The sequence below is a fragment of the Geminocystis sp. NIES-3709 genome (assembly GCF_001548115.1).
GTDB lineage: Bacteria > Cyanobacteriota > Cyanobacteriia > Cyanobacteriales > Cyanobacteriaceae > Geminocystis.
On record NZ_AP014821.1, the window covers coordinates 3,111,203 to 3,134,563 of the forward strand.

At 32.5% G+C, this 23,361-nt stretch carries 16 protein-coding genes and 1 pseudogene; 7 read left to right on the top strand and 10 right to left on the bottom strand.

Features of this window, described 5'->3' with window-relative positions; all coding sequences use genetic code 11:
- Positions 1-22: 22 nt before the first annotated feature.
- Entirely contained in the window at positions 23-607 is a 585-nt protein-coding gene (rdgB, locus tag GM3709_RS13270; protein WP_066120092.1) for an RdgB/HAM1 family non-canonical purine NTP pyrophosphatase, read from the bottom strand.
- Between the two features lie 82 nt (positions 608-689).
- On the opposite strand from rdgB, the gene GM3709_RS13275 reads away from it, so the two are divergent.
- Positions 690-1,634, top strand: a complete 945-nt coding sequence (locus tag GM3709_RS13275; RefSeq protein WP_066120095.1) for a DUF3365 domain-containing protein — start codon at positions 690-692, stop codon at positions 1,632-1,634.
- A gap of 108 nt (positions 1,635-1,742) precedes the next feature.
- On the opposite strand, the gene GM3709_RS13280 is transcribed toward GM3709_RS13275, so the two are convergent.
- Positions 1,743-2,228 carry a hypothetical protein gene (locus tag GM3709_RS13280; protein WP_066120098.1) on the bottom strand — a complete coding sequence of 162 codons (486 nt, stop codon included), beginning with the start codon at positions 2,226-2,228 and terminating at the stop codon, positions 1,743-1,745.
- Positions 2,229-2,769: 541 nt separating this feature from the next.
- Between GM3709_RS13280 and GM3709_RS13285 the strand changes: the two genes are divergently transcribed.
- A complete protein-coding gene (locus GM3709_RS13285) occupies positions 2,770-6,360 on the top strand; it encodes a glycosyltransferase (protein ID WP_066120101.1) in 3,591 nt (1,196 codons plus the stop codon).
- Positions 6,361-6,536: 176 nt separating this feature from the next.
- Here GM3709_RS13285 and GM3709_RS13290 read toward each other — a convergent pair whose 3' ends face one another.
- Positions 6,537-7,991, bottom strand: coding sequence for an amino acid permease (locus GM3709_RS13290; RefSeq protein ID WP_066120105.1), 1,455 nt, complete (start codon positions 7,989-7,991; stop codon positions 6,537-6,539).
- A 455-nt stretch (positions 7,992-8,446) separates the two neighbouring features.
- Here GM3709_RS13290 and GM3709_RS13295 point away from each other — a divergent pair, with 455 nt between their 5' ends.
- A complete protein-coding gene (locus GM3709_RS13295; protein ID WP_066120107.1) occupies positions 8,447-8,869 on the top strand; it encodes a hypothetical protein in 423 nt (140 codons plus the stop codon).
- 275 nt (positions 8,870-9,144) lie between these two features.
- On the opposite strand, the gene GM3709_RS13300 is transcribed toward GM3709_RS13295, so the two are convergent.
- Together GM3709_RS13300 and GM3709_RS19250 are read right to left on the bottom strand one after the other, a co-directional pair.
- Positions 9,145-10,365 (bottom strand): M20 family metallopeptidase, encoded by a 1,221-nt coding sequence (locus tag GM3709_RS13300; protein ID WP_066120110.1) that lies wholly within the window; start codon positions 10,363-10,365, stop codon positions 9,145-9,147.
- Positions 10,366-10,585: 220 nt separating this feature from the next.
- Positions 10,586-11,743: pseudogene (locus GM3709_RS19250) on the bottom strand (IS630 family transposase).
- A gap of 249 nt (positions 11,744-11,992) precedes the next feature.
- Here GM3709_RS19250 and larC point away from each other — a divergent pair.
- From larC to GM3709_RS13330, 4 genes are all read left to right on the top strand, one after another.
- Complete coding sequence (gene larC, locus GM3709_RS13315; RefSeq protein WP_066120113.1) at positions 11,993-13,177, top strand: nickel pincer cofactor biosynthesis protein LarC; 1,185 nt, start codon at positions 11,993-11,995, stop codon at positions 13,175-13,177.
- A gap of 173 nt (positions 13,178-13,350) precedes the next feature.
- Positions 13,351-15,882, top strand: coding sequence for an exonuclease domain-containing protein (locus GM3709_RS13320; protein ID WP_231937566.1), 2,532 nt, complete (start codon positions 13,351-13,353; stop codon positions 15,880-15,882).
- A gap of 174 nt (positions 15,883-16,056) precedes the next feature.
- Positions 16,057-16,872 (top strand): TlyA family RNA methyltransferase, encoded by an 816-nt coding sequence (locus tag GM3709_RS13325; RefSeq protein ID WP_066120118.1) that lies wholly within the window; start codon positions 16,057-16,059, stop codon positions 16,870-16,872.
- A gap of 37 nt (positions 16,873-16,909) precedes the next feature.
- Positions 16,910-17,221, top strand: coding sequence for a hypothetical protein (locus GM3709_RS13330; RefSeq protein WP_197671838.1), 312 nt, complete (start codon positions 16,910-16,912; stop codon positions 17,219-17,221).
- Here GM3709_RS13330 and GM3709_RS13335 read toward each other — a convergent pair.
- The 5 genes from GM3709_RS13335 to GM3709_RS13355 form a co-directional block, all read right to left on the bottom strand.
- The gene (locus GM3709_RS13335; protein ID WP_066120121.1) at positions 17,199-18,626 is read right to left on the bottom strand and encodes an NADP-dependent isocitrate dehydrogenase; all 1,428 of its coding nucleotides are present in this window, start codon (positions 18,624-18,626) and stop codon (positions 17,199-17,201) included. The two genes, GM3709_RS13330 and GM3709_RS13335, sit on opposite strands and share 23 nt — an antisense overlap.
- A 205-nt stretch (positions 18,627-18,831) precedes the next feature.
- On the bottom strand, positions 18,832-20,274 hold the full coding sequence (pntB, locus tag GM3709_RS13340) for a Re/Si-specific NAD(P)(+) transhydrogenase subunit beta (protein WP_066120126.1): 1,443 nt from the start codon (positions 20,272-20,274) through the stop codon (positions 18,832-18,834).
- Positions 20,275-20,307: 33 nt separating this feature from the next.
- Positions 20,308-20,574 carry a four helix bundle protein gene (locus GM3709_RS13345; RefSeq protein WP_231937567.1) on the bottom strand — a complete coding sequence of 89 codons (267 nt, stop codon included), beginning with the start codon at positions 20,572-20,574 and terminating at the stop codon, positions 20,308-20,310.
- A 118-nt stretch (positions 20,575-20,692) separates the two neighbouring features.
- A complete protein-coding gene (gene pntA / locus GM3709_RS13350) occupies positions 20,693-22,285 on the bottom strand; it encodes a Re/Si-specific NAD(P)(+) transhydrogenase subunit alpha (protein WP_066120130.1) in 1,593 nt (530 codons plus the stop codon).
- A gap of 205 nt (positions 22,286-22,490) precedes the next feature.
- Positions 22,491-23,333, bottom strand: a complete 843-nt coding sequence (locus tag GM3709_RS13355) for a hypothetical protein (protein WP_066120133.1) — start codon at positions 23,331-23,333, stop codon at positions 22,491-22,493.
- Between the last annotated feature and the right edge of the window lie 28 nt (positions 23,334-23,361).

The following is a 23,361-nucleotide window of genomic DNA, read 5'->3' on the forward strand; positions in this document are numbered from 1 at the left end:
AATATCTGCTTTAAAAAAGAGATTATTTATTTGATGTCAGGAGACATTCAAGGAGAGGAGTTAAATTAGCAAAGGCTTTTCCTCGATGACTCAATTTTCGTTTTAATTGTGGAGGCATTTGGGCGAAAGTTTGCTTAACTTCAGGTATAAAAAAGATGGGATCATAGCCAAAACCATTGTCCCCTTTTACTTCTGTCAATATTTCACCTTCACAGATTCCCTCAGTTTTGATCACAATTTCTCCTTCGGGATTAGCAATAGCGATCGCGCATACAAATTGAGCTTGACGGTTGGTTTTATCTTTTAATTCTGTTAATAATCGATCGATTCGTTCTCGATCTGTTTTACCATACCTAGCAGAATAAATACCGGGTTGACCATTTAATGCTGTTACCATTAAACCAGAATCGTCAGCGATCGACCATTGTTTTAATTCTTGAGCCACTTGTGATGCTTTTAGTATGGCATTTTCCATAAAAGTTGTACCGGTTTCTTCTATCTCTAATTCTGTGGGTTTTAAGGCTAATTCAAGATCAAATTCTTGTAAATATTCCTGCATTTCCTTAACTTTACCTACATTGCTACTAGCTACGACTAATGTTTTCATTACTTAATAATTGAGCTGATAAAATTTTTTTAATCTATATTTAAAATTATGGAACACAAATTTGCATTATTTTGATAAAAACATGAATACCCAATCTCAAAGTGTTTTTAGATTTTATAACAATTTAAAACTCGGACAAAAGTTAAGTGTGATTTTACTACTAATTTTCATTGTTGGTAGTCTCTTAAGTGGCATTGCCTTATCCCATGTATTAACGAAAAATACGGAAAGAGAAATCACCTCTCAAGCATTAATTTTAATGGATACGATGAATTCCGTTCGGGATTATACCAGTACCCAAATTAAACCAGAATTAGACGATCGTTTACAAGAAGAATTTTTGCCTCAAACTGTCCCCGCTTATTCAGCTACAGAGGTGTTTCAAAACCTTCGACAAAACCAAAACTATGAACAATTTTTTTATAAAGAAGCTACCTTGAATCCCACGAATCCTAGAGATAAAGCTGATGATTTTGAAACCCAAATTATTCAAAAGTTCCGTTCAGGTAGTATAGCAAAATCTGTAGAAGGTTTTAGACAAATTGATGATCAAGAAATTTTCTATATTGCACGCCCTCTTCAAATTAAAAAATCTAGTTGTTTAGAGTGTCATTCTACCCCTGATGTTGCTCCTGTTAGCATGATTAAGCGCTATGGGGCAGAAAGAGGATTTAATTGGAACTTAAATGAAATTATAGGCAGTCAAATTGTTTCTGTACCAGCAAGTACCGTTATCGAAAGTGCGCGTAGTGCTTTTATTCTTACTATGTCGATCGTCTTAGGTATTTTTGCTAGTGTAATTTTACTTATTAATTTTTGGTTAAGAAAAACCGTTGTGCGCCCTGTGGTAAGAATGACAAAAACCGCAGAAATGGTTTCTCAGGGAGATATGGAAATAGAATTTATTAAGTCATCTGGTGACGAAATCGGAGAATTAGCTGATTCTTTTTCTCGCATGAAAACCAGTTTTATGTTGGCAATGAAAAAATTAAACGAGATGAGAAGAAAAAATAAAGAAGCAAATTAAGATAAAAAGAAACGACAATTTATCAATATTGATTATAGATATTTTTTATAACTAAAATAATCTATTTTCTCAGATTTCAACAATGATTTACTGATTAGAAAATACCGATCAAATATTGGCAAAGTACTGTCTAAATTCTTTTCTTTTAGAAGAATCAGGGATTTCTTGACTCACTAACTCAATAAAATCCTCTGCCAGTATATCAGAATTTTCTGCCACTAAATCATCAACTATAAACTTACCAATGGGGCCAATATATTTAACTAATTGTTTTTCACAGACTGATATTATTTCTCTCTGTATTTTTTTTGCTTTTGCACTTGATTCTTTAACAGAAACACTATCAACTTTTTTTTGTGGATGCAATTTATCGTCTATTTTTTGTTTCCAAATAGTGAGATAACTTTGATTTTCGATCGCAATACAAACTCTACCAGCTAGTTTCTCCTGCTGACAAATATTAATTGCCATTTCTCTGAGTTGTTTGGATATGGAAATACTCTTAACTAATATTTTTCCTTGAATAGTTAGTTCAGAATCTCCTAAATTTACAATCCCCTGATTTTCGAGATCCTCGATTTCATAAATAAACATAGTTTGAGCAATTTATCGATAATAATTACACTACAGTATTTTAAATTGGGATGTTTAGCGTAGAATAAAAAATAAATTAATAAAGATCCTAGCAGAAGTTTCCCCATAAGTTAAATTATAGATACAAATATTAACTTAATATGGATGAGTGCTAAGTAGAGGACAAAAGTTTAACAAAGCAACCTTCTATCTTCACAAATGTAGGGTACTTATGATGATGGAAATATCAGATATAGCAATTCTCGTTATCATGAGGTACAAAAATTATCAGTATCGGGGAATAGGGAATAGGCAATGGTAAATTGGATAAAAAAACTGTACCTCATACTTTTAAGAAACGCTATAAATATTTCAAGAACTTTAAAATTATTAACAGTGTGTTTAATTTTGAATAAGTATAAATTTTAAGGATATTATTCTAAAAGTTGAGTATTTTTTTGTCGAGATAGATTTGTCTCAGATAAGTCCTTTGAAACAGTTTAAATTATTCCCTTCCAAAGTATAATTTCACTATGATTAATCATTCCATTGTATTTTTAACGTGAAAAAATTTATTATTATTGATCATTCTTTACAAGATTTACAAGGACATCATTATGAATGTAGTGTATCAGTTGCAGAAGCCGTTCAAAGACTAAATTATGAAGCAATTATTATTGCTAATAAAAATTTTTCTCCGCATTTTGTTCCAAAAAATATTAAGATTGTTTCCGAGTTTGAAATAGATTGGTTTAATAACTCCACCAAAAAATTAAATAATTTTCAAAAAAAAATTAAAAAATTGACTGAATTTTTGAGTAACTTTAATTTAGATGATGTTATCGGAGAATATAAAAACAAAATTAATTATAAACTTTTTAAATTAAAAGTAACTAAGCCTAAAATCAAAATTTTACTAGAAAAAATAGAAGGTAGCTTATTCCGTTTTAATCAATGGATTAAACAAGATATTAAGTTAATAAAATATATTCCTCTTAGTCACAGTTTTTTTGGTATTTGTAAAACACTTTTTGGCGTTTTTCAATTAGGTATTAAAGCTATTCATAAAATTAATCAAAAACTCTGGTTTAAATTCTTTAATTTTAATGTTAAAACTTTTCAAGAATCTTTAGAAAATATCATTAATATTTTAAATATAACATCGGAAGATCATATTTTTATTCATACTTTAGGTGTTGAACAATTAGAGGAATTATTATACTTATTGCAAAAACAGCCTTTGGAAAAAAATCCACAATACCATATCATGTTGAGACGAGATATTGATGATTATTTAGTAAAAAATGCTCAAGGTATAGGTATAAAGAATTGTTTAACAGAATTTTATCAATATAAATTATTTCCGAATAAAGTCAAATTTTATACTGATACTTCGCAATTAGTCGATCGATACAATAGTTTATCACCTATTCAATTTATAGAAATACCTGTTCCTTTCAGACAAGAAAAATTAGTTCAAAATAAGACAGTAAAATTAGAAAATAAATGCTTACATTTGGTTTATTTAGGAGATGCTAGAATCGAAAAAGGCTATCTATATTTACCTCAGATTGTAGGTGATTTATGGGAAGATTATTTACTAACAAAAACCCTAAAAATAACTATTCAATCTAATTTTAATATTGCCAGTGGAGAAAAAGATATTTTAGCGAGTAGATTAACTCTTGAACAATATCCAGAAACGATGGTAAAAATTATCAAAAATGCGATGACAACAGAAGAATATTATCAACTGTTAATGAGTGCTGATTTATTAGTAATTCCTTATGATAATAATAGCTATCGTTATAGAACTTCCGGTGTTTTAACAGAGTCTCTAGCCGCAGGAAAACCAGTAATTGTTCCGGCAAATAGTTGGTTAGCAAGTCAAATTGATGAAACAAGAGGAGTGATTTATAATCATCCGAATGATATAAGTAAAGGAATTATTAAATTGATTAATAATATCAAAGAGTATCAAAAAAATGCTGAGTTATTTAGTCTTCACTGGTGTAAAAAACACTCTCCTGATAATCTAGTTAATTGTTTATTATCCCCTATAAATATTCAAGATAATATCACTCAAAAAAATAGACAAAAAGTATCTGAGTCTTGTTTATATCATAAACCTCATTTTCTTTTTGTTATCAATATCGATCGAATTTTAAACTTAGATATAAATGGGCAAATTATTCTAAGTCACTTACAATATCTATCAGAGTGTAATTATTTAATTTCTATCATTACTTATTGTTTAAAATCTCCATTAAATCATAATAATAATGATCATCAATTCGCAAAACTAGAGAATATTTTAGATAATTACAATATTAAAAAAACTTGGTTGTTACAATTAGATGATACTCCCCAATTTATTCCTAGTCTCGATCAAGAAAAATACTTTCATAATTATTATAATAACGAACCAACTTTTACGAGAGAAATAATTGATATTAATAGTTTATTGATTCCTCATGATTTAAAAAATCATCTTCAACAACAAAAAATAGATAATATTTTATTAGATTCTATTAGTAGTCAAATCTTAGTAAATAATCTAGGGTTAAGTAGTATTTCAATAGTTTGTCAAGTTTCTCAATTACAATCTTATCAGTATGGCATTGAAAATAATCAAGACATTGATCTGAAGGAATTAGATACAGAATATAATTTATTTAGTCAAATTAATGTGATTATTACCAATTATAAATATTTAGCTGAAAAAATTATCAATAAATTTCCATCTTTAATTACTTATACTTTACCATGCTTTAGTCCTTTATTATCCACTCAAAAATCTCTAAATAATACTAAAATAACTGATTTTCTTTGGGGTAATAATAAATCTCAATATTATCAGATAATTAATGATAGTTTAAACCTCGATCGAATTATAAATAATCTGAGTAAAACCAGTCAAAAAATAGCTATTTTATATCCTTGGGGAGACATTTTAGAACGAAAAGCAGGAGCTAGTCAACGGGTAGGACTATTAATTGATTATTTACAAGAAAAAGATAACAATATTTGGTTATTTACGACAGGAGAAGAAAAAGACTTATTCTTGAATAATGTTCGTTATACTTTTTATGACCAAAAATTTAACCATTTAGACTTAGTTAAACAAGTTTATCGGAGTAGTTATGAAAGTTTAATGAATATCAATAAAGGTAATCAGTTATTAAGAGAAAATAGTAATCTCATACCTGAAGATTGGCGTTTGAATATGTACTATCAATTTTATGGAGATGACAATTTTACAAATTGGATTGAGAAAATAATAAATTGGGCAGATATAGTAATCTTAGAATATCCTTTTTGGGGAAAAATTGTCAGTAAAATTTGTCAAGAAAAGAACGTTAAACTCATTATTACAGCCCATGATATTTTATGCAAACAAGTATCTCTAAATACACCTTTGTATCAAACTTTATTAGCAGAAGAAATTAGTAACTTAAAAAAAGCAGATCACGTTGTTTGTGTTTCTCAAGAAGATCAAAAATTTTTACAACAATGGGGAATAAATAGTCAACAAATAGCAAATCCTGTTAACTTAAATTTAGGACAAAAAAATAATGTTATTAACAATCAAGAAAAATGGTTTAATATATATCCTTGGTTGAGAGATAATTATTGTTTATTTGTGGGAAGTGGTCATTTTCCTAATGTTGAAGCGGTAAGAGAAATTAAAAAGATTGCCTCTATTTATCAGGAAAAAAAATATAATCCTCGTTGTAGATTTGTTGTTATTGGAAATTGTCATAAATCAGAAAATGAAGATAATTTTATCTCTTTAGGCAAAGTAGAATTAGAATTGTTATCTTTACTTTATCAAAACGCTAAATTAATTTTAGCACCAATGTTATCGGGGACTGGATCATCACTAAAAATACCAGAAGCGATGAGTTTTGGAAAGGTTGTTTTAGGAACAAAAATTGCCTTTCGAGGTTATGATATTCAAAACAAAATTCACGGGATTATTGAAGATAATTTAGCTCTTTATCCAGATACGATCGAGCAACTATTAACAAATAATGATGAATTAATTTTTATTGGTAATAATGCTCAAAATTTAGCCAACAATTATAACTATAAATTTTTATATGAAGGTTATTTAAAGTTAGTTGAATCAAGAGATAGTAATTGTATTTAATTTATCCATTTTTATTATAAAAGTTAATTGTCTCATTCTTATTTGAAATGACTATAAAAGAAAATAATTAACAGAAGAATATGTCACTTACTCTTAAGTTAACTATGACAAATTAGCACCAGAAATAAATCCTTATTTAAAATCTATCGGTACATCAAAACATAACTAATAATTCATTAACTTTCACTGGTTAACGCAATTTGTTCTTCGGGTGCTTCCGCAATTAAGCCTTCTCTTCTGAAAAACCAGAAATAAGCAATAGATACACCAATAAATCCCATGACTAAAAACACCGCTAAACGGTAATCAGGATTAGCAAAACAAGCGAGAAAAGCAATGACAGCTAAAATAATCCCCACAAAAGCACCGGGTAATCCCAACGGACTTTTATAAGGGCGAGGAAGATTACGACGATTTAGTTTTAGTTGAATATAACTGGATAAGACGATCGCATAGGAAATAACAGCACCGGCTACAGCCATGTTTAATAACGCTGGGCCTAAGTTGGCATTGTTGGCAACAATACTAATTAAAAAAGTACATCCTAACCCAACTCCACCCCCTAAAATTAAGGCTCTAGCGGGACTTCCATTGTCATTAGTGACGGAAATCCATGTGGGCAAATATCCAGCTCTGGACATAGCAAATAGTACACGTCCATAGGCATAAATAATACAATGAAAACTAGCAATCAAGCCAAAAAGACATAAAAAAGTGAAAAAATTAGCGATGATTCCTTCTCCAAAAATCAGTGTAAAACCATCTGCTAATGGGGCACCAGATATACCAACAGCCCCTGCCCCTGTAAGTATTTCTCCTGATTCTGTCGTTATTTCCAAAGGAATTCCTGAATTAAAAATCAATACTACGATCGAAAGAGCTAATAGAGTGTACATTCCAGTAGTTAAGGATTTAGGAACATCTTTGACAACATTTTCCGCTTCTTCCGCCGCTAAGGGTATTTGTTCGATCGCCAAATAAAACCAGATAGCATAGGGTAACGCCTTAAATATTCCGCTACCCACAGGGGCTGAAGTGGTAAATAACATATTTGGATCGAATTTACCGCTAAATAGCACTGCCAGACAAAATATTGATAAAACGCCGATCGCAATTAAAGTAGTGATTAAACCCACTTTAAGGGTAGTTTTAACACCTAAAGTATTAACATAAACAAATAAAGTATAGAAAACGATCCACCAAATTGGTTGAGGAATAAAAGGTAAAATAGTACTTAAGTAACTACCAATAAAATAAACAATTACGGCTGGAGTGAGGACATATTCAATAGCTTCTACCACACCGGCAATAAATCCCATAAAAGGGCCATAAGCATATCTAGCAAAAGAATAAAACCCACCAGCATAGGGTAAAGCGGCGGATAATTCAGCAATACTATAAACCAAACATAAGTACATAGTCGCCATCAAAATTGTGGCGATAAATAAACCCCAAAAACCGCCACTAGCTAAACCAACATTCCAACCAGAAAATTCCCCTGAGATTACGGCACCCACGCCCAAACCCCAAAGAAGAGTCCAATTAGCACCTTTTCTAAGTTGTCGCCGTTGGAGATAATCCCCATCAATACTGGCATAGCGGACAACACTTTTTAATTTTCGTTGTGTCATTTTTTCTAATAAGTTTTATTAAAAAGATATAAATATTGTTAATTCTAATACTGATTAATTTTGTTTAATAGCTTATGAGAAATTTCTTAATGTTATCAGATAGCTACTTGTGTAAATTTATAAAGATAATTTTCTTTGCGTTTTGAGGTGTCGTATAAGCTAATACCCATTTAACTGACATTGATTAATTCACTCTTATTCTTAAACTTTTTTGTCTAATTAATAACTAAACTCCCTTAATTTAATAAAATAATTCACGGCGTTGCTAACTGTTGTTTATCTTCAAAATTTTTATGAGCTATGTATTCTTTTGCAGAATGTGGATTATATAGCAATTCCCGTTTTGGTGAGGTACAAAGATTGTCGTTGAAAGGTAAGAGGCAATAAAAAAAGCACCTCATAATTGTAAAAAACGCTATAAATATTAATTATGAAACAATAAAAAAAGAGAAAAAATGAACCCAACAAAAGTAATTCCAACTGTGGAAAAGAAAATTTTTAAATATTCTTCTATGGCAATAACTGGATTGGCTGTTTTTGGTAGTTTTATGTCATCTGCAAAAGCAGTAGATTATATCTTTAATAAATATTCGGGGAATGTGTATATTTTAACGGGGGAAGTCTATAAAAATGATATTGGCGGCGTAACTGCCACGGCAAGAGTGAATATGCCAACTTGCAATAATTCTTCTCGACTAAAAGGTTATATCACTTTTAATTTTAAATCTGAAGACGGTGGTTATTTTTCTAACTACACCTATGATGTTTTAGGAAAAGAAGGACGTAATAACGTAGAGGCTTTTGTTAATGTTCCTTATCTAATGTCCGATCGTGGTATATTAACTCTTGTTGACAATACTTTTTGTGAATCTTTTTGATCATCTTAAAAAAGTGACTAGGAGTTTAGAAAATATAACAAAAAAATCTACCCAAATCTTTATCAATTGATCAATTTAACCTCCGTTTTCTAAGAAAAATTAACCTTTAATTACTTAATCTAGTTCACCTAAAATGATTATATTTAATTAGCACTAAGCTATTAGAATTTAATAATTAAAAGTATCTAAAATTCTCACAAATAATGTAGGAATGGTATAGTTTGCTTTTTAGTTATAATTGTTTCCATAGTTTTTTGTAATCATTGACTAATTTCCTAGATAATAAAATCAGCAAATTTTTCCACACAACGGGCAAATATTTCTACTCCTAAACTCAAAACAGTTTCGTCAAAGTCAAAACGAGGATGATGGTGAGGATAGTTTAAACCTTTTTTTACATTAGCCGATCCTAAAAAGAAATAACATCCGGGTACTTGTTGTAAAAAGAATGACATATCTTCTCCTCCCATTGTCTGACATTCTGGCACTACACCTAAAGGAGTCTCTACCACTTCTAACGCCACAGATTTAACTAACTGAGTAATACGAGGATGATTGATAACAGGAGGGTAAAGTTGCCAGTAGTCGAGATCATATTTTGCCCCGTGACTTTCACAAATTCCCTTAATAATTGTCTCGATTCTTTTCTCAATAAATTTTTCAAGTTTGGGGTTAAAGTAACGTACTGTACCGCTCATTTTAGCTGTATCCGCAATGACGTTTAAAGCTGTACCGCCCTGAAATTGTCCTACTGTCACTACCGCAGAATCGATCGGGCTTACATTACGAGAGACGATCGTTTGTAAACTATTGATTATTTGTGCTCCTAACAACACCGAATCAATGGTTTGATCAGGCATTGCACCATGGCCACCCTTCCCGAAAAGGGTACATTTAAAACACTCCACCGCCGCCATTAATGCACCTTCCCGAACTCCAATAGTGCCTACGGGCAAATTATTCCACAAATGTAACCCGATTATAGCATCAATACTAGGATTAATTAACACTCCTGCCTCAATCATCGGTTTTGCACCACCTGGGCCTTCTTCTGCTGGTTGAAAAATAACTTTGACTGTTCCCTGCCATTTATCTCGATTATGGGCTAAATAATAGGCAATTCCCAGGGCGATCGCCGTATGTCCATCGTGACCGCAACCGTGCATAATACCTTTATGTTTAGAACAGTAAGAGACGTTATTTTCTTCTTGAATCGGTAAAGCATCCATATCGGCACGAATACCTAAAACTTTACCGGGATAATGACTTTGAATAGTGGCAACAATACCTGTTTTCGCTACCTGAGTTTGATAATCAATACCCCAGTCGCTCAGTTTTTCTGCGACAAAATCAGCCGTTAATACTTCCTCAAAGCCTAATTCGGGATATTGGTGTAATTTTCTTCTCCAGTGAACTAATTGAGGTTGTAGTTGGGCAATTTCTGCACGAATTTCAGATAGTTTTATCGAATAATCTGAAGTGATGGTATTAAGCATAAAATTTATCATATAGTAATTACTCTTTTACTGATTTTAACGTGATGTTTTTTCTCAGGCAAAAATTAAGCTCGATCGTGCGACACCACTTTGTGATCGAGTTTTTATCGTGTAAAATAGATAAAAATATTCTTAAAAAAGAAACTTCGACTTTAAAGATAAACTTACCCTCTGTTCGATGAAAAAATATTGTCGAAAGGGTTGCTAAGCTAAGACGCATTTAACTTACATTGATTAATTCACCCTTATTCTTAAATTTTTTACTCCAATTAATTACTAAACCTCCTTCATTTAATAAGTAATTTACTGTTTTTTCTAGCTGTTCTTTATTTTCAAAGTTTCTATAAGCTATATATTCCTTTGCCGAATGCCACACTAATTCTATTAAGTTATAATCTGGACTATATACCGGTAAATATTCTAGTCTTATATTCGGTAGATTTTTTTCTATTTTTTCTACTATTTCCTTTTTTTTATGGAAACTTGCGTTGTCTAATATTATGATTATTTTCGGACCACATTCTTTAAAATCTTTTTCATCATTTCCCTTACTTACCCATTCATTTTTTATTTCTTCCCATAACTTTTTTAATTGTTCACAAAACGTTTCTGAATCACCTTTTTTTATTACAAAACATCTTCTTTTTTTATCCGAATATCTTATTCCTCCCATGATATTTACTCTTCCTCTTCTTCTTTCTCCCTTCACCTTTTTTCTTTTTCCTTCTTTCGTCCATGTTTTTCTTCTTATCACCCTTAAACTAAAACCACATTCATGAGGGGCTGTGTGGCGAATTTAGTTCGCCACTTTAAACGCCCCATCCCAAAACCATACTTGAACTAACTCAGGATTCTCTTTACCTATTTCTATGTAATGTTCTAATTTTTCTTTAAATGCTTTTCTTTGTTCTTGATTTTGTTTGTCTTCTAAACTATATTTTCCCCAAATATAACTATACTTTTTTCTTTTTAATATCCTCACTACTTGTGATTTGCTTAATTTAATTCCTGTCTCTTTTTCCAAATGTTCTGATAATCTTTGCCCCGTCCATCGACCAAAATCATATCCAAAATCTTCAGGATTTTTATCAACTACTTCTAATAATCTTTCAATATATTTATCCGTTGCTTTTGTTTGGTTTCCTTTTCTTCTTTTATCTTGCAATGAATCTACATTATTAGGATTACCATGAACTGCCCAGTAAGCCACCGTTTTGGGGGAACAACCCAAAAAAACTGCTATTTCTTGATAATTTTTACCATCATTCTCTAATAAAAATATTAAAATTCTTTCCCTGACTTCCGATCTCTTTTCTATTTTTAAAGCATCTTGTAGATACTTTCTTTCTTCCTCTGACAAAAAATTTTTAGAAGGCATAAATCACACCTAAGTTTTATCTTTTCTGACTTAAATTATATACCAAATCAATGCGTCTTAGCTTATCAGCTATTGTTAAATTAAATTTCTTGTCAACATTGTTCATTGATTACTTATTCTTGAATTAAAAAAAGGCTAAAAGCTAATCCCTAAGAGCTAATCGCTACCTCCACCCATAAATTTTATAGCTCTCTCAGGTAAACTTATAGAAGGAGTCAAGAAAAATTTTTTTGAGGGTTAATAATTGCTATGGAAACCATCGCTTATTTACAGTGTCCAACAGGTATTGCAGGAGATATGTTTTTAGGAGCTTTAGTTTCGATCGATGTACCCTTAGAATATATTGATCATGCCTTGAAAAGTCTTAATTTTGATGAAGAATATACCTTAAGACAGGAAACAGTACAAAGACAAGGACAAACCGCTACAAAAATTCATGTTAACTTAAATCATCATCGCCACCACCATCATCGACATTTACCTGAGATTAAAAACCTCATCAATAAAGGTAATTTACCCCCTCAAGTCAAAGAAAATAGTATCGCTATTTTTCAACAACTAGCCATCGCAGAAGGAAAAGTACACGGTATTTCACCAGAAAAAGTTCACTTTCACGAAGTCGGTGCGACAGACGCTATTGTGGATATTGTCGGTACTTGTTTAGGATTAGATTATCTAAACATTCAAAAATTATACTGCTCTGCTTTACCCACAGGAGGAGGTACAATAAAAGCTGATCATGGTATTTTACCCGTTCCCGTTCCTGCGGTATTGCAATTATGGCAAACTAGACAAATCCCTATTTATAGTAATGGCATTAATAAGGAATTAGTTACTCCCACAGGTGCCGCCATTGTCACCACTTTAGCGGAAGATTTTGGACAACCTCCCTCAATGAAGTTAAAGAAAATGGGTTTTGGTGCGGGGAGTCAAGATTTAGCTATCCCAAATATTTTAAGGCTGTGGTTAGGGGAAAAAGAAACTGTTGATAACTTAGAAACCATCGCAGTTTTAGAAACCCAGATAGATGATACTAACCCTCAAATTTTCGGTTATTTGTTGGAAGAATTGCTAAAGATTGGTGCAAAGGATGTATTTACTCAACCTGTCTCCATGAAAAAAAGTCGTCTAGGAATTTTATTAACAGTAATCTGTGACGTGGAAAAAATTGATCAATGTGAAATGCTTATCTTTAGAGAAACTACTACGATCGGCATTCGTCGTCAAATTCAACAAAGGAAAGCCTTAGAAAGAGAAATCAAGACTATCACAACAAAATATGGCGATATTCGAGTAAAAATAGCTAAAAATGCTTCAGAAATCCTTAATATTCAAACTGAGTATGAAGATTGCTCGATCGTTGCGCGCAAGCATAACATTCCTTTACACATCATCTGTGCAGAAGTCAAAAAAATTGCCAATGACATAAATTAACTGACGTTTTAAATAAATAATAAAAACACTAATGATAAAAAAAATATTACAAAATGTACAAATAATCAGTGCTTCAAGGTTGAGGATGAGGATAAAATCCCCTTTTTTGCTACTTTAGCCCTATTTGCTCTGCAGGAGCGGTATCAGTAGTTAAAATTTACTAGAAAATATTTATGATGGAATTTATTGTTATCGATACCGAAGGAAGTGACACCCTCACAGAAATAGCCATTATCAACCAAGACGGGAAGCTAGTTTATGAAGCATTTGTCAAAACAAGAGGCAATAAAACAAATAGACTAAATCACAAATCCTTAACAGAAATCATCAAAGACTTACAAAATATCCTACCCAACCAGACTATTATCTGTCATAATTCCCAACACGATCGTACCATTCTTGATAAAAGTTTCCGCAAATGCCGACAACAATTGCCTTCAACAACATTTATTTGTACCCTTGAATTAGCACAAGAAAAACATCCCAACCTTCACAGTTATCAACTAGGCAACCTCTGCCGTAAATTTTTCCTACAAGTGGACAACCTTTATTTTCACACAGTTCAAGCCCATCGCGCTCGTTATGATGCACAATTTACCTTACAATTATACTTATACTTAACTGTTCAGTCCCGAATAGAAAAGAAAACACCGATGACAGTCGAACAAATTGTGACAAAACCCTCTGTAAAAAATCCCTTTAGTAGCAGTCGTGTGGATGATCCCTATCAAGATCACTTAGACTTTGAACATATATACAAAAGCCAATTCTATCACCTGAAATCCCTAGTGGAAGAAATCAAGCAAGATAGGGAAAACCAACAGAGTCGAGGCTCATTAATACTGGGAGAAGCAGGAAGCGGAAAAACTCACCTAATGATGCGGTTAGCTAAAGCCACATTAAAAACCAATCGCCTCTTATATGTGCGTCAACCCAATAATGCTAACTCCGTGATGCACCACATTTACTCAAGGATATTAGAAAGTTTCGCCCAAAAAGTTGACATCGAAGGCACTCAACGTACCCAATTAGACTTACTTTTAGCCCATGTTTTCACTAATATTTTAACATTAATTCAGCAGGAAGATAAAACCCAAAAATTAGAGCAAATAATAAAACTTTTACAAAATGATAGCCTAATTTTATACGATCGTTTAGGAGCAGAAAATAGTCAAAAAAATCGAGAGAATTGGAAATATATAGAAACCAAAATAACTCAATGGTGGGAGAATAATTATTCCGCTAGTGGTTACGCCCCGAATATTCTTAAAGGTATCATCAAATATTGTAGCTATAGAGATCCTAAAACGAAAGATAAAGTAAGGAGATGGTTAACAGGCAATGAATTAGACAGTCAAATTTGTGAAGAAATAGACTTAAATAATTGGCAAGAAGATAATCTTAGTAAAGATGATTTTGCCTTAGAAGGAATCCGTTTATTTGGGCAATTATCCACCCTTGATGAACCTTTAATTATTATCTTTGATCAATTAGAATATCTTATTCATAAACCCGACATTCTCATCAGTTTCGGTAATGCTTTAAGAGAAATTATAACCCATGTTCCTCATTCGCTAATTGTAGTTAATCTTTTTCCCGATCGATGGCAAAGTTTTCAAGGATATTTTGATGATTCTACTATTGATAGATTATCGATTAATAAACTAAATTTACAAACTCCTTCAGCAGATGAATTAAGAACAATGTTGGCAATGAAATGCGATCGAGTAGAGACAACTTTAGAGGAGTTATTTAAACCAGAAGATTTACAAGTAATTTTAAGACAATCTTCCATAAGAAAAGTCATTAATAAAGCAGGAGACTACTATCATTATCGAGTTTTAAACTTACCCTTACCCGAAGAATTACCGTCTAAAAACCTTACTTCTGTAGAAGAAAGATTAGTTAGTTTAGAAAATGCTTTAAGGCAAATTGCCCATATTTGCACACCCTTATTAAGTGATAATAACCTAGATAAATTATTAACAGAAACTCCAAATACTGTTACTGTAGATACTGAAGTACAGGAAGAACAATCCCAATTTAACTTTGAGCTTGAAACTGTAGAAGAAAGCAAAGCAAAAGTTAATAATCGTCAAGAAAAATCTTCTAAAAAAGAAATACTATCATTGGTAGAAAAAACTATTTTAAATTACCTAGAAGAAAATGAAGGTTTAATTGCTGACAAATATCATAATGCTTACATTATTACTGATGATGATGAGTATGGAAAATTAGTGACAATTATGGAGGCATTTAAAAGCTATGATTCAAAGATAGAATTAGATCATTTGGCTTTAGGTAAAAGAGTAATTCCTCAACATTTATTAATTACCAGAAATAAAATAAAATTAGTTGTTGGTTTTTTAAATATCGGAGGTAGTGCTTTTACTTCCAGAATTAAAAATTTTAATGAATTAATTATCTCATATCCTAATATCAAGTTTTATTTATTGAGAGATAAACAAGAAGGAGAGATTACTGGTAAAGGTGGGAAACTCGAAATTGAAAAATTAAATTATACAGAAAATGGATCGTTTTTAATAGTAGATAAAGAAATAAGAGTTATCTTTGAATTAATTTATAAAATGATAGTAGCAATTAATCAAAATGATTTAGAAGTTAGCGTAGCGGATGCCATTAATGTAGTTTTAAATAGGTATGCAAATCACTGGTTAATTAAGGAGATTTTTGCTACAAATTAAAATTAAATCGAGTATCCTAAAAATAGTTGAGTAGAGTGGGCAATCCTAATCCAAAATTCCCTTGTTAGAATATTAAAAGACAGATGTTGATTTCGTTTTATCAACCTGAATAACTCTTAAGCCAATACTATCAGTTTATAATTGTTGAGTTGCACTTTCGGTTAAAATAAAAAAATGCCTAAAGAACGAATAGATGTACTCTTGACAGATAAGCAATTATGTGATACAAGATCGATCGCTCAAAAATTGATTCGTGCAGGAAAAGTAAGGGTAAAAGAACAAATTATTGATAAACCCGGCACTTTAATTGACATTGATAGCATAATTGAAGTGGAGCAAGAGCCTCCTTTTGTTTCCAGGGGGGGAGAAAAGTTAGTTAAAGCATTACAGGAGTTTAACATCACTGTAGAGGGGAGAATTTGTCTTGATGGGGGTATTTCGACAGGAGGATTTACTGATTGCCTTTTGCAACAAGGTGCCAGTAAAGTTTATGGAGTAGATGTGGGATATGGACAAGTAGCATGGAAATTACGACAAGACGATCGAGTGATATTATTAGAAAGGACAAATTTTAGACATCTTACGATCGAAAAACTATACAAGAATGAGAAAAAAGCCGATTTAGGAGTAATGGACTTATCATTTATCTCCCTTACTAAAGTTTTAGGTAAACTATGGGAATTATTAGCCGAACCAAGGGATATTATATTATTAGTAAAACCGCAGTTTGAAGTTGGTAAGGATAAAGTCGGGAAAAATGGAGTAGTGAGGGATTTCCGTTTACAAGCCTCTGCCATTTACGAAGTATTAACAGAAGCGATGACATTAGGATGGCAATATCAAAGTTTAACATGGTCACCGATAACTGGACCTGCAGGAAATATTGAATATCTCCTGTGGTTAAATCAATTAGGTGACAATAATTCTCCTTGTTTAACGATGATAGAACAATTAACACGTCAAAGTCAGGAAAAAATTAATCATAAATGACAGTGATTGTAAAAATAAAAATGGTAGCAGTGTTAATGTGAGTGAAGTTTTAACTCCCGATACTTTCCTTTGGATTATCCTCGATCAAATTAATCGTGTTAATGTTAATTATCTATTCTGTGGTCGATCGAATCAATTGTTTGATTATAAGTTACAAGAAAATTCTATCAAATCCTCGATCATAACTTTAGATAACAAATCTATATCTGAAGTAAAGGAAGTAACGAAAAAAAGGTTAATTGGAGTGGGGAATATAGGAAAAACAGCTAATAGAACTTCCTATACCCTTTACAATTCTTATAATAATCAACTTAAATTTAGAAAGATTAATTATCAAAATTGTCGATAATTGCTTGAGCAAACTCTGAACACTTTAAAGGTGTTTCAACAGGAGGAGTCATCATCCTTGCTAAATCATAAGTAACTTGTCGAGATGCGATCGCCTTACTAATACCAGCACGAATCAAATCGGCGGCTTCTTGCCAACCCATATACTCTAACATCATCACTCCTGATAGGATAACAGATCCAGGGTTGATGCGATCGAGTCCAGCGTGTTTCGGTGCAGTTCCATGAGTAGCTTCAAAAATAGCACAGTTATCCCCAATATTAGCACCCGGCCCCATTCCTAATCCTCCGACAATAGCGGCGGCGGCATCTGATAAATAGTCTCCGTTGAGGTTCATAGTTGCTAAAATAGAGTATTCATCAGGGCGAGTTTGAATTTGTTGAAAGATACTATCGGCAATTCGATCGTTTACCATAATTTTATCTTGCCATTGTCCATTACCGTGACTATTCCAGATAGCTTCTAAAACAGTTTTCACTTCTTGACAAATTACGGCTTGTTTTTCAGGGGTTAAACCATCATAACCCGGTTCAATTTTACGAGCATTATCTTCGATAGAAATATCTGGATTTGCTTCTTTATTACCTAAAATCCATGATTCTCTCTCAGTAACACATTCTTCTCTAAATTCTGTGGTAGCGGTTTCATAACCCCAATCACGAAAAGCACCTTCAGTATATTTCATGATATTGCCTTTGTGGACTAAAGTAACCATCTGTTTATTTTTGGGCAAACGTAAGGCATTTTGAATTGCTCGTCTAACTAAACGTTGTGAGCCTTTTTTACTAATAGGTTTAATACCGATACCTGAATCGAGAGGAATTTGTTTATTTTTGTGTTCAGGGGTAGCTGGAATTAACTCTTCATTGAGAATTTTAATCAATTTTTGTCCAATTTCTGAGCCTTCTTTCCATTCAATCCCTAAATATATATCTTCTGTATTTTCACGATAAACAATCACATCTAATTTTTCGGGAGTTTTATGGGGAGAAGGTGTACCTTCATAATAACGACAAGGACGAACACAACTGTAAAGATCAAAAATCTGTCTTAAAGCAACGTTTAAAGAACGAATACCACCACCTACAGGAGTAGTTAAAGGGCCTTTGATGGCAATACCATATTCTCTAATGGCAGTTAAAGTGTCTTCAGGTAAATATTGATAAGTGCCGTATTTTTCACAAGCCTCATCTCCCGCATAGATTTTAAACCAATTAATCTTACGTTTCCCACCATAGGCTTTTTCTACTGCTGCATCAATAACTTTTTCTGAAGCTGGCCAAATATCAACTCCTGTACCATCACCACGAATGAAGGGAATAATAGGATTATCAGGTACGATCGGTAAACCATTATCAAACTTAATTTTACTACCAACCTCTGGCGGTGTCAATTTTTCAAACATATTAATTCTATAGTTATTTTTCTGTCTTTACTGGATATAAGATAAAAGGCTACCAAATTTTGTGTTCAGTTTAACGAAACTCCTATAATTTCCTCTCATTGAAAGACTGATTAAAATCTTATCTCGAACTGAGATGATAAAGTTGATTTACAAAAAAAAGGTGAGCAATGCCCACCTAACAATTAAAATTCAGAGAATGAAGTAATTAGGCAATAATTAATACTTTTTCACCAGTTTTAGTTTTTTTGTTAGTTTTTTCTCTTAATGCCATTAACAAAGCGTCAACATTTGTTTTTGCATCACCAAAAAGCATTCTCGTATTTTCTTTATAAAATAAAGGGTTATCTACTCCTGCATAACCAGTGGCTAAACTGCGTTTCATCACAATAGAGGTTTCTGCTTTCCAAACTTCTAATACTGGCATTCCTGCAATGGTACTATTTGGATCTTCCAATGCACTAGGATTAACCGTATCATTAGCACCGATGACTAAAACGACATCAGTTATGGAGAAATCTTCGTTAATCTCATCCATTTCTAATACGATGTCATAAGGCACATTTGCTTCTGCTAATAAGACATTCATGTGACCTGGTAAACGTCCTGCTACGGGGTGAATACCAAAACGCACGTTAACTTTACGACTTTTCAAAATTTTGGTAATTTCAGAAACTCCGTGTTGAGCTTGTGCGACAGCCATACCGTACCCTGGAGTGATAATGACACTTTTGGCATTAACTAATAAATCGGCAACTTCATCAATGTTAGTCGCAACGGCTTCTCCAACTTCTTGAGTAGTGGTGACAGTTGTGGTTTTTCCACTACCTTCCCCAAAACCCCCTAATATAACGCTAATAAACGATCGATTCATGGCTTTACACATAATATAACTCAGGATAGCACCACTACTACCCACTAATGCACCGGTGATAATTAGTAAGTCATTACTTAACATAAAACCGGCGGCGGCGGCAGCCCATCCAGAATAACTATTTAACATGGAAATAACTACAGGCATATCAGCACCACCGATAGCTGCCACCAAGTGGATACCTAATAAACAGGCAATTCCTGTCATAATTAACAAGGGTTGTAAACCTGATTCTGTGTTAAGAAAGGCATAACCAAGGTAGATAGTTGCACCTAACATCCCCAAATTAAGAAAATGTCTTGCAGGTAACATGAGAGGTTTTGAACTGATGATAGCGCGTAATTTACCAAAAGCGACGATCGAGCCTGTAAAAGTTACTGCACCGATGAAGACACCAATATAAATTTCGATTTGATGGATAAATTCTTCTGAACCTATTAAACCAGATTCAGGCTGTAAATAATTACCAACACCTACCAACACGGCGGCTAAACCGACAAAACTATGTAAAATTGCCACTAATTCTGGCATGGATGTCATGGCGACACGAGAGGCTAAAATCGCACCGATAATCACAGCAGGGATAATGGCAGTAATGAGGGTTGCGTAATTTGTAACATCAGCACTAAAGGCTGTAGCTAAAAATGCGATCGCCATTCCAGCGATACCATAAACGTTACCTTTTTCTGCGGTTTCTTGATTAGATAACCCCGCTAGACTAAGAATAAAAAGTGCACTAGCACCAATATAAGCAACGGTAATGAGGTTTGTATTCATAATTTTGTAAAATGGGTAGTTGACAATTGAGAGTTAATTTTTTTGATTTTTTTTGGCACTGTTTAGAATGCTTGTTAGTAGTCTTAGAAGCTCTTTTAAGTCAGATAATAGTGATTCAAAGGCTTTTTCTTCGATATAATCAGTTTTATAAAGTAATAGTAGCCAATACCCTGTTTTGTAGGCTTCTTTAAGGGAAATCGCTAATTTATGAATAAAATCCGCTTTACTTTCTCCTTTTTGTGCCTCTCTGACTAATGCACCAATGGCTGTGGGTGAGGGTAATATTTGTTCTGACAACACATATTCTTTTTTTCTGATATTAGATACTTGTATAAGTTAATTATCCAAATCGCAAAACTAAGAGATATATCTTGAATAGGATTTGTTTTGATTTCTAAAAACTTCTGATTGTCAATTATCAATTGTCAATTCTCCTGAACATTTTTAACATTCTTTGAGTAACTAAAAATCCTCCTGAAATGTTAATTGTGCCGACTAAAATAGCGATCGTACCCAATATACTTGTAGCTGAACCTGATTCACCAGAAATTTGTAACATCCCACCGATGATAATAATTCCACTGATAGCATTAGTCACACTCATTAAGGGTGTATGCAAAGCGGGGGTAACATTCCAAATAACTTGCCAACCAACAAAAACAGCAAGAATAAATACAGTAAAATGAGATAGGAAAGATTCAGGTGCCCCGACTCCAATTCCAATTAAAGCTAGAATAGCTAAAGCCGCCCATAATAAACCGGTATTGCTTTTTTTCTCTTTTTTACTCTCAGAAGTAACAATTTTTGCTTCTGGTATAACGATTTTTGTTGGGGAAGGTTGAACAATTTTTGGTGGTGGAAAAGTTACATCCCCCTGATAGGTTACTAAGGCACCTCGAATCACTTCATCCTCAAGGTTAACGATAAAGTTGTCATTACCCCCCATATCTTTGAGTAAATGCCATAAATTAGTACCATAAAGCTGACTTGATTGACTTGCCATGCGACTGGGTAAATCCGTCAACCCAATAATCGTTATTCCATTATATTTATAAACTTCATTAGGTTTTGTAACTTCACAGTTACCGCCTTGTTCGGCGGCCAAGTCAACTATAACAGAACCTTGACGCATACTACGCACCATCTCCTCAGTAATTAATTTTGGTGCAGGTTTACCCGGAATCAAGGCAGTAGTAATAATAATATCAACTTCTTGGGCTTGTTCCGCAAATAGAGCCATTTCTGCGTCGATAAACTCCTTACTCATGGTTTTAGCATAACCGCCTTCTCCTGAGCCATCTTCCGCAAATTCTAACTCTAAAAATTCACCACCTAAACTTTCAATTTGCTCTTTTACTACCAGTCTAGTGTCAAATGCTCGTACGATCGCACCTAAACTTTTCGCTGTGCCAATGGCGGCTAATCCAGCAACTCCTGCCCCAATTACCAAGACTTTTGCCGGGGGTACTTTTCCGGCGGCAGTAATTTGCCCAGTGAAAAATCTACCAAAGTTATTGGCAGCTTCAATAACAGCTCTATAACCTGCAATATTTGCCATACTAGATAAAGCATCTAATTTTTGTGCTCGACTGATACGAGGTACCGCATCCATTGCAAAGACTGTGGCTTTTTTTTGGCTTAATTCGGCTAATAATTCTGCATTTTGAGCAGGATAAATAAAGCTAATTAAGGTTTTACCTTCTGTTAGCAAATTCACTTCTTCAGGTTGGGGAGGGCGCACTTTGAGAATAATATCCCCTTTTTGCCATAATTCTTCTCTATTGTGAATAATTGTACACCCTACTTGTTCATAAGCTCGATCGGTAAAACTGGCTTTTTCTCCTGCATTAGTTTCAATCAAGACAGTAAAACCGAGTTTTTGTAATTTAATTGCAGTGTCAGGCGTAGCGGAAACTCGGCACTCATTGGGATAAATTTCTTTAGGGATGCCTATTGTTAAGGATGTTTTTTTAGAGTCTATTTTTTTCTCGTCAGTAAGAGTTGCCGTCATAGTTAATCTGATTTAAGTCTTTATTTCTGAATGGTAAAACCATTATGCAATTTTGACACTGAATTTAAACTTCTCTTAGCAATTGGGCTTTTATTTTTTACAATTCTTTACCTTAAATCAAATTTAGCATTTGTAACAGACAAGATATTTTTCAAGGGTTTTGATAATCATTCCATTCCGATAAAATCACAAATAAGTTGAATTATCAATCATTAATTATTAATTTTGCATAGTTATAACAATTAAATTTATCTTTTTCAATAAACTTTATTTCATTACTTTTTTTAGTTTTACATACTCTAATTTCTCCCGATTTATTCATGACAAAACTATAAGTAGGTAAACCATAATTAAATCCTATTTCTGTGGGAATCATTTTAATCATAACGAAATTTTGATGATCGATCGCTTCATAATGCCAATATTCTTTTACTTTTTCAAGAAAATATTGAGTATCTTCTGATAAATATTTCCTTAAATATATTAATAAGTTATTCGTAGAAATAAATTTTTTATTATCTTGATAAAATTGATATTGTGCTCGAAAAATATTATTAATTTGTTTATCTGGACTATAATTTATCATTACGATTTGACTCGGTTCAGGATTATAAAGAGACATGAATATAATGTAGGGAATAATAAAACTATAACTAACTAGATTTGCGTAAAAAATTACTAAAATTGATTGCTTGTTAGTAACATTAAATCTATGATTTAAACAATTTTTACTAATATCAAATTCTATAGTACTAGATATAAATAAAGCGACTACCGAAAAAATAATATTAACTGTAATAGAAGCCCGATTAAAATCGAGAAAACCATAACTAAATATAATTCCAAAAAAACCACTTACAACATTAGCTAAAATGCAAATTAAAATAATTATTTTTACATCTAATTTTTTTATTGATAAATATTTTAAAATAATAAACCATATTAAAGGTTCAATAATAGCAATTAAAAAACAAGACAAAATACCGTCATTAACATTGAAACTTAATATTCTAGGAACGATTAAGTTACCAATAAGTGAAAGATACATTTTTGAGCTTATTTATAGGTTTAACTAC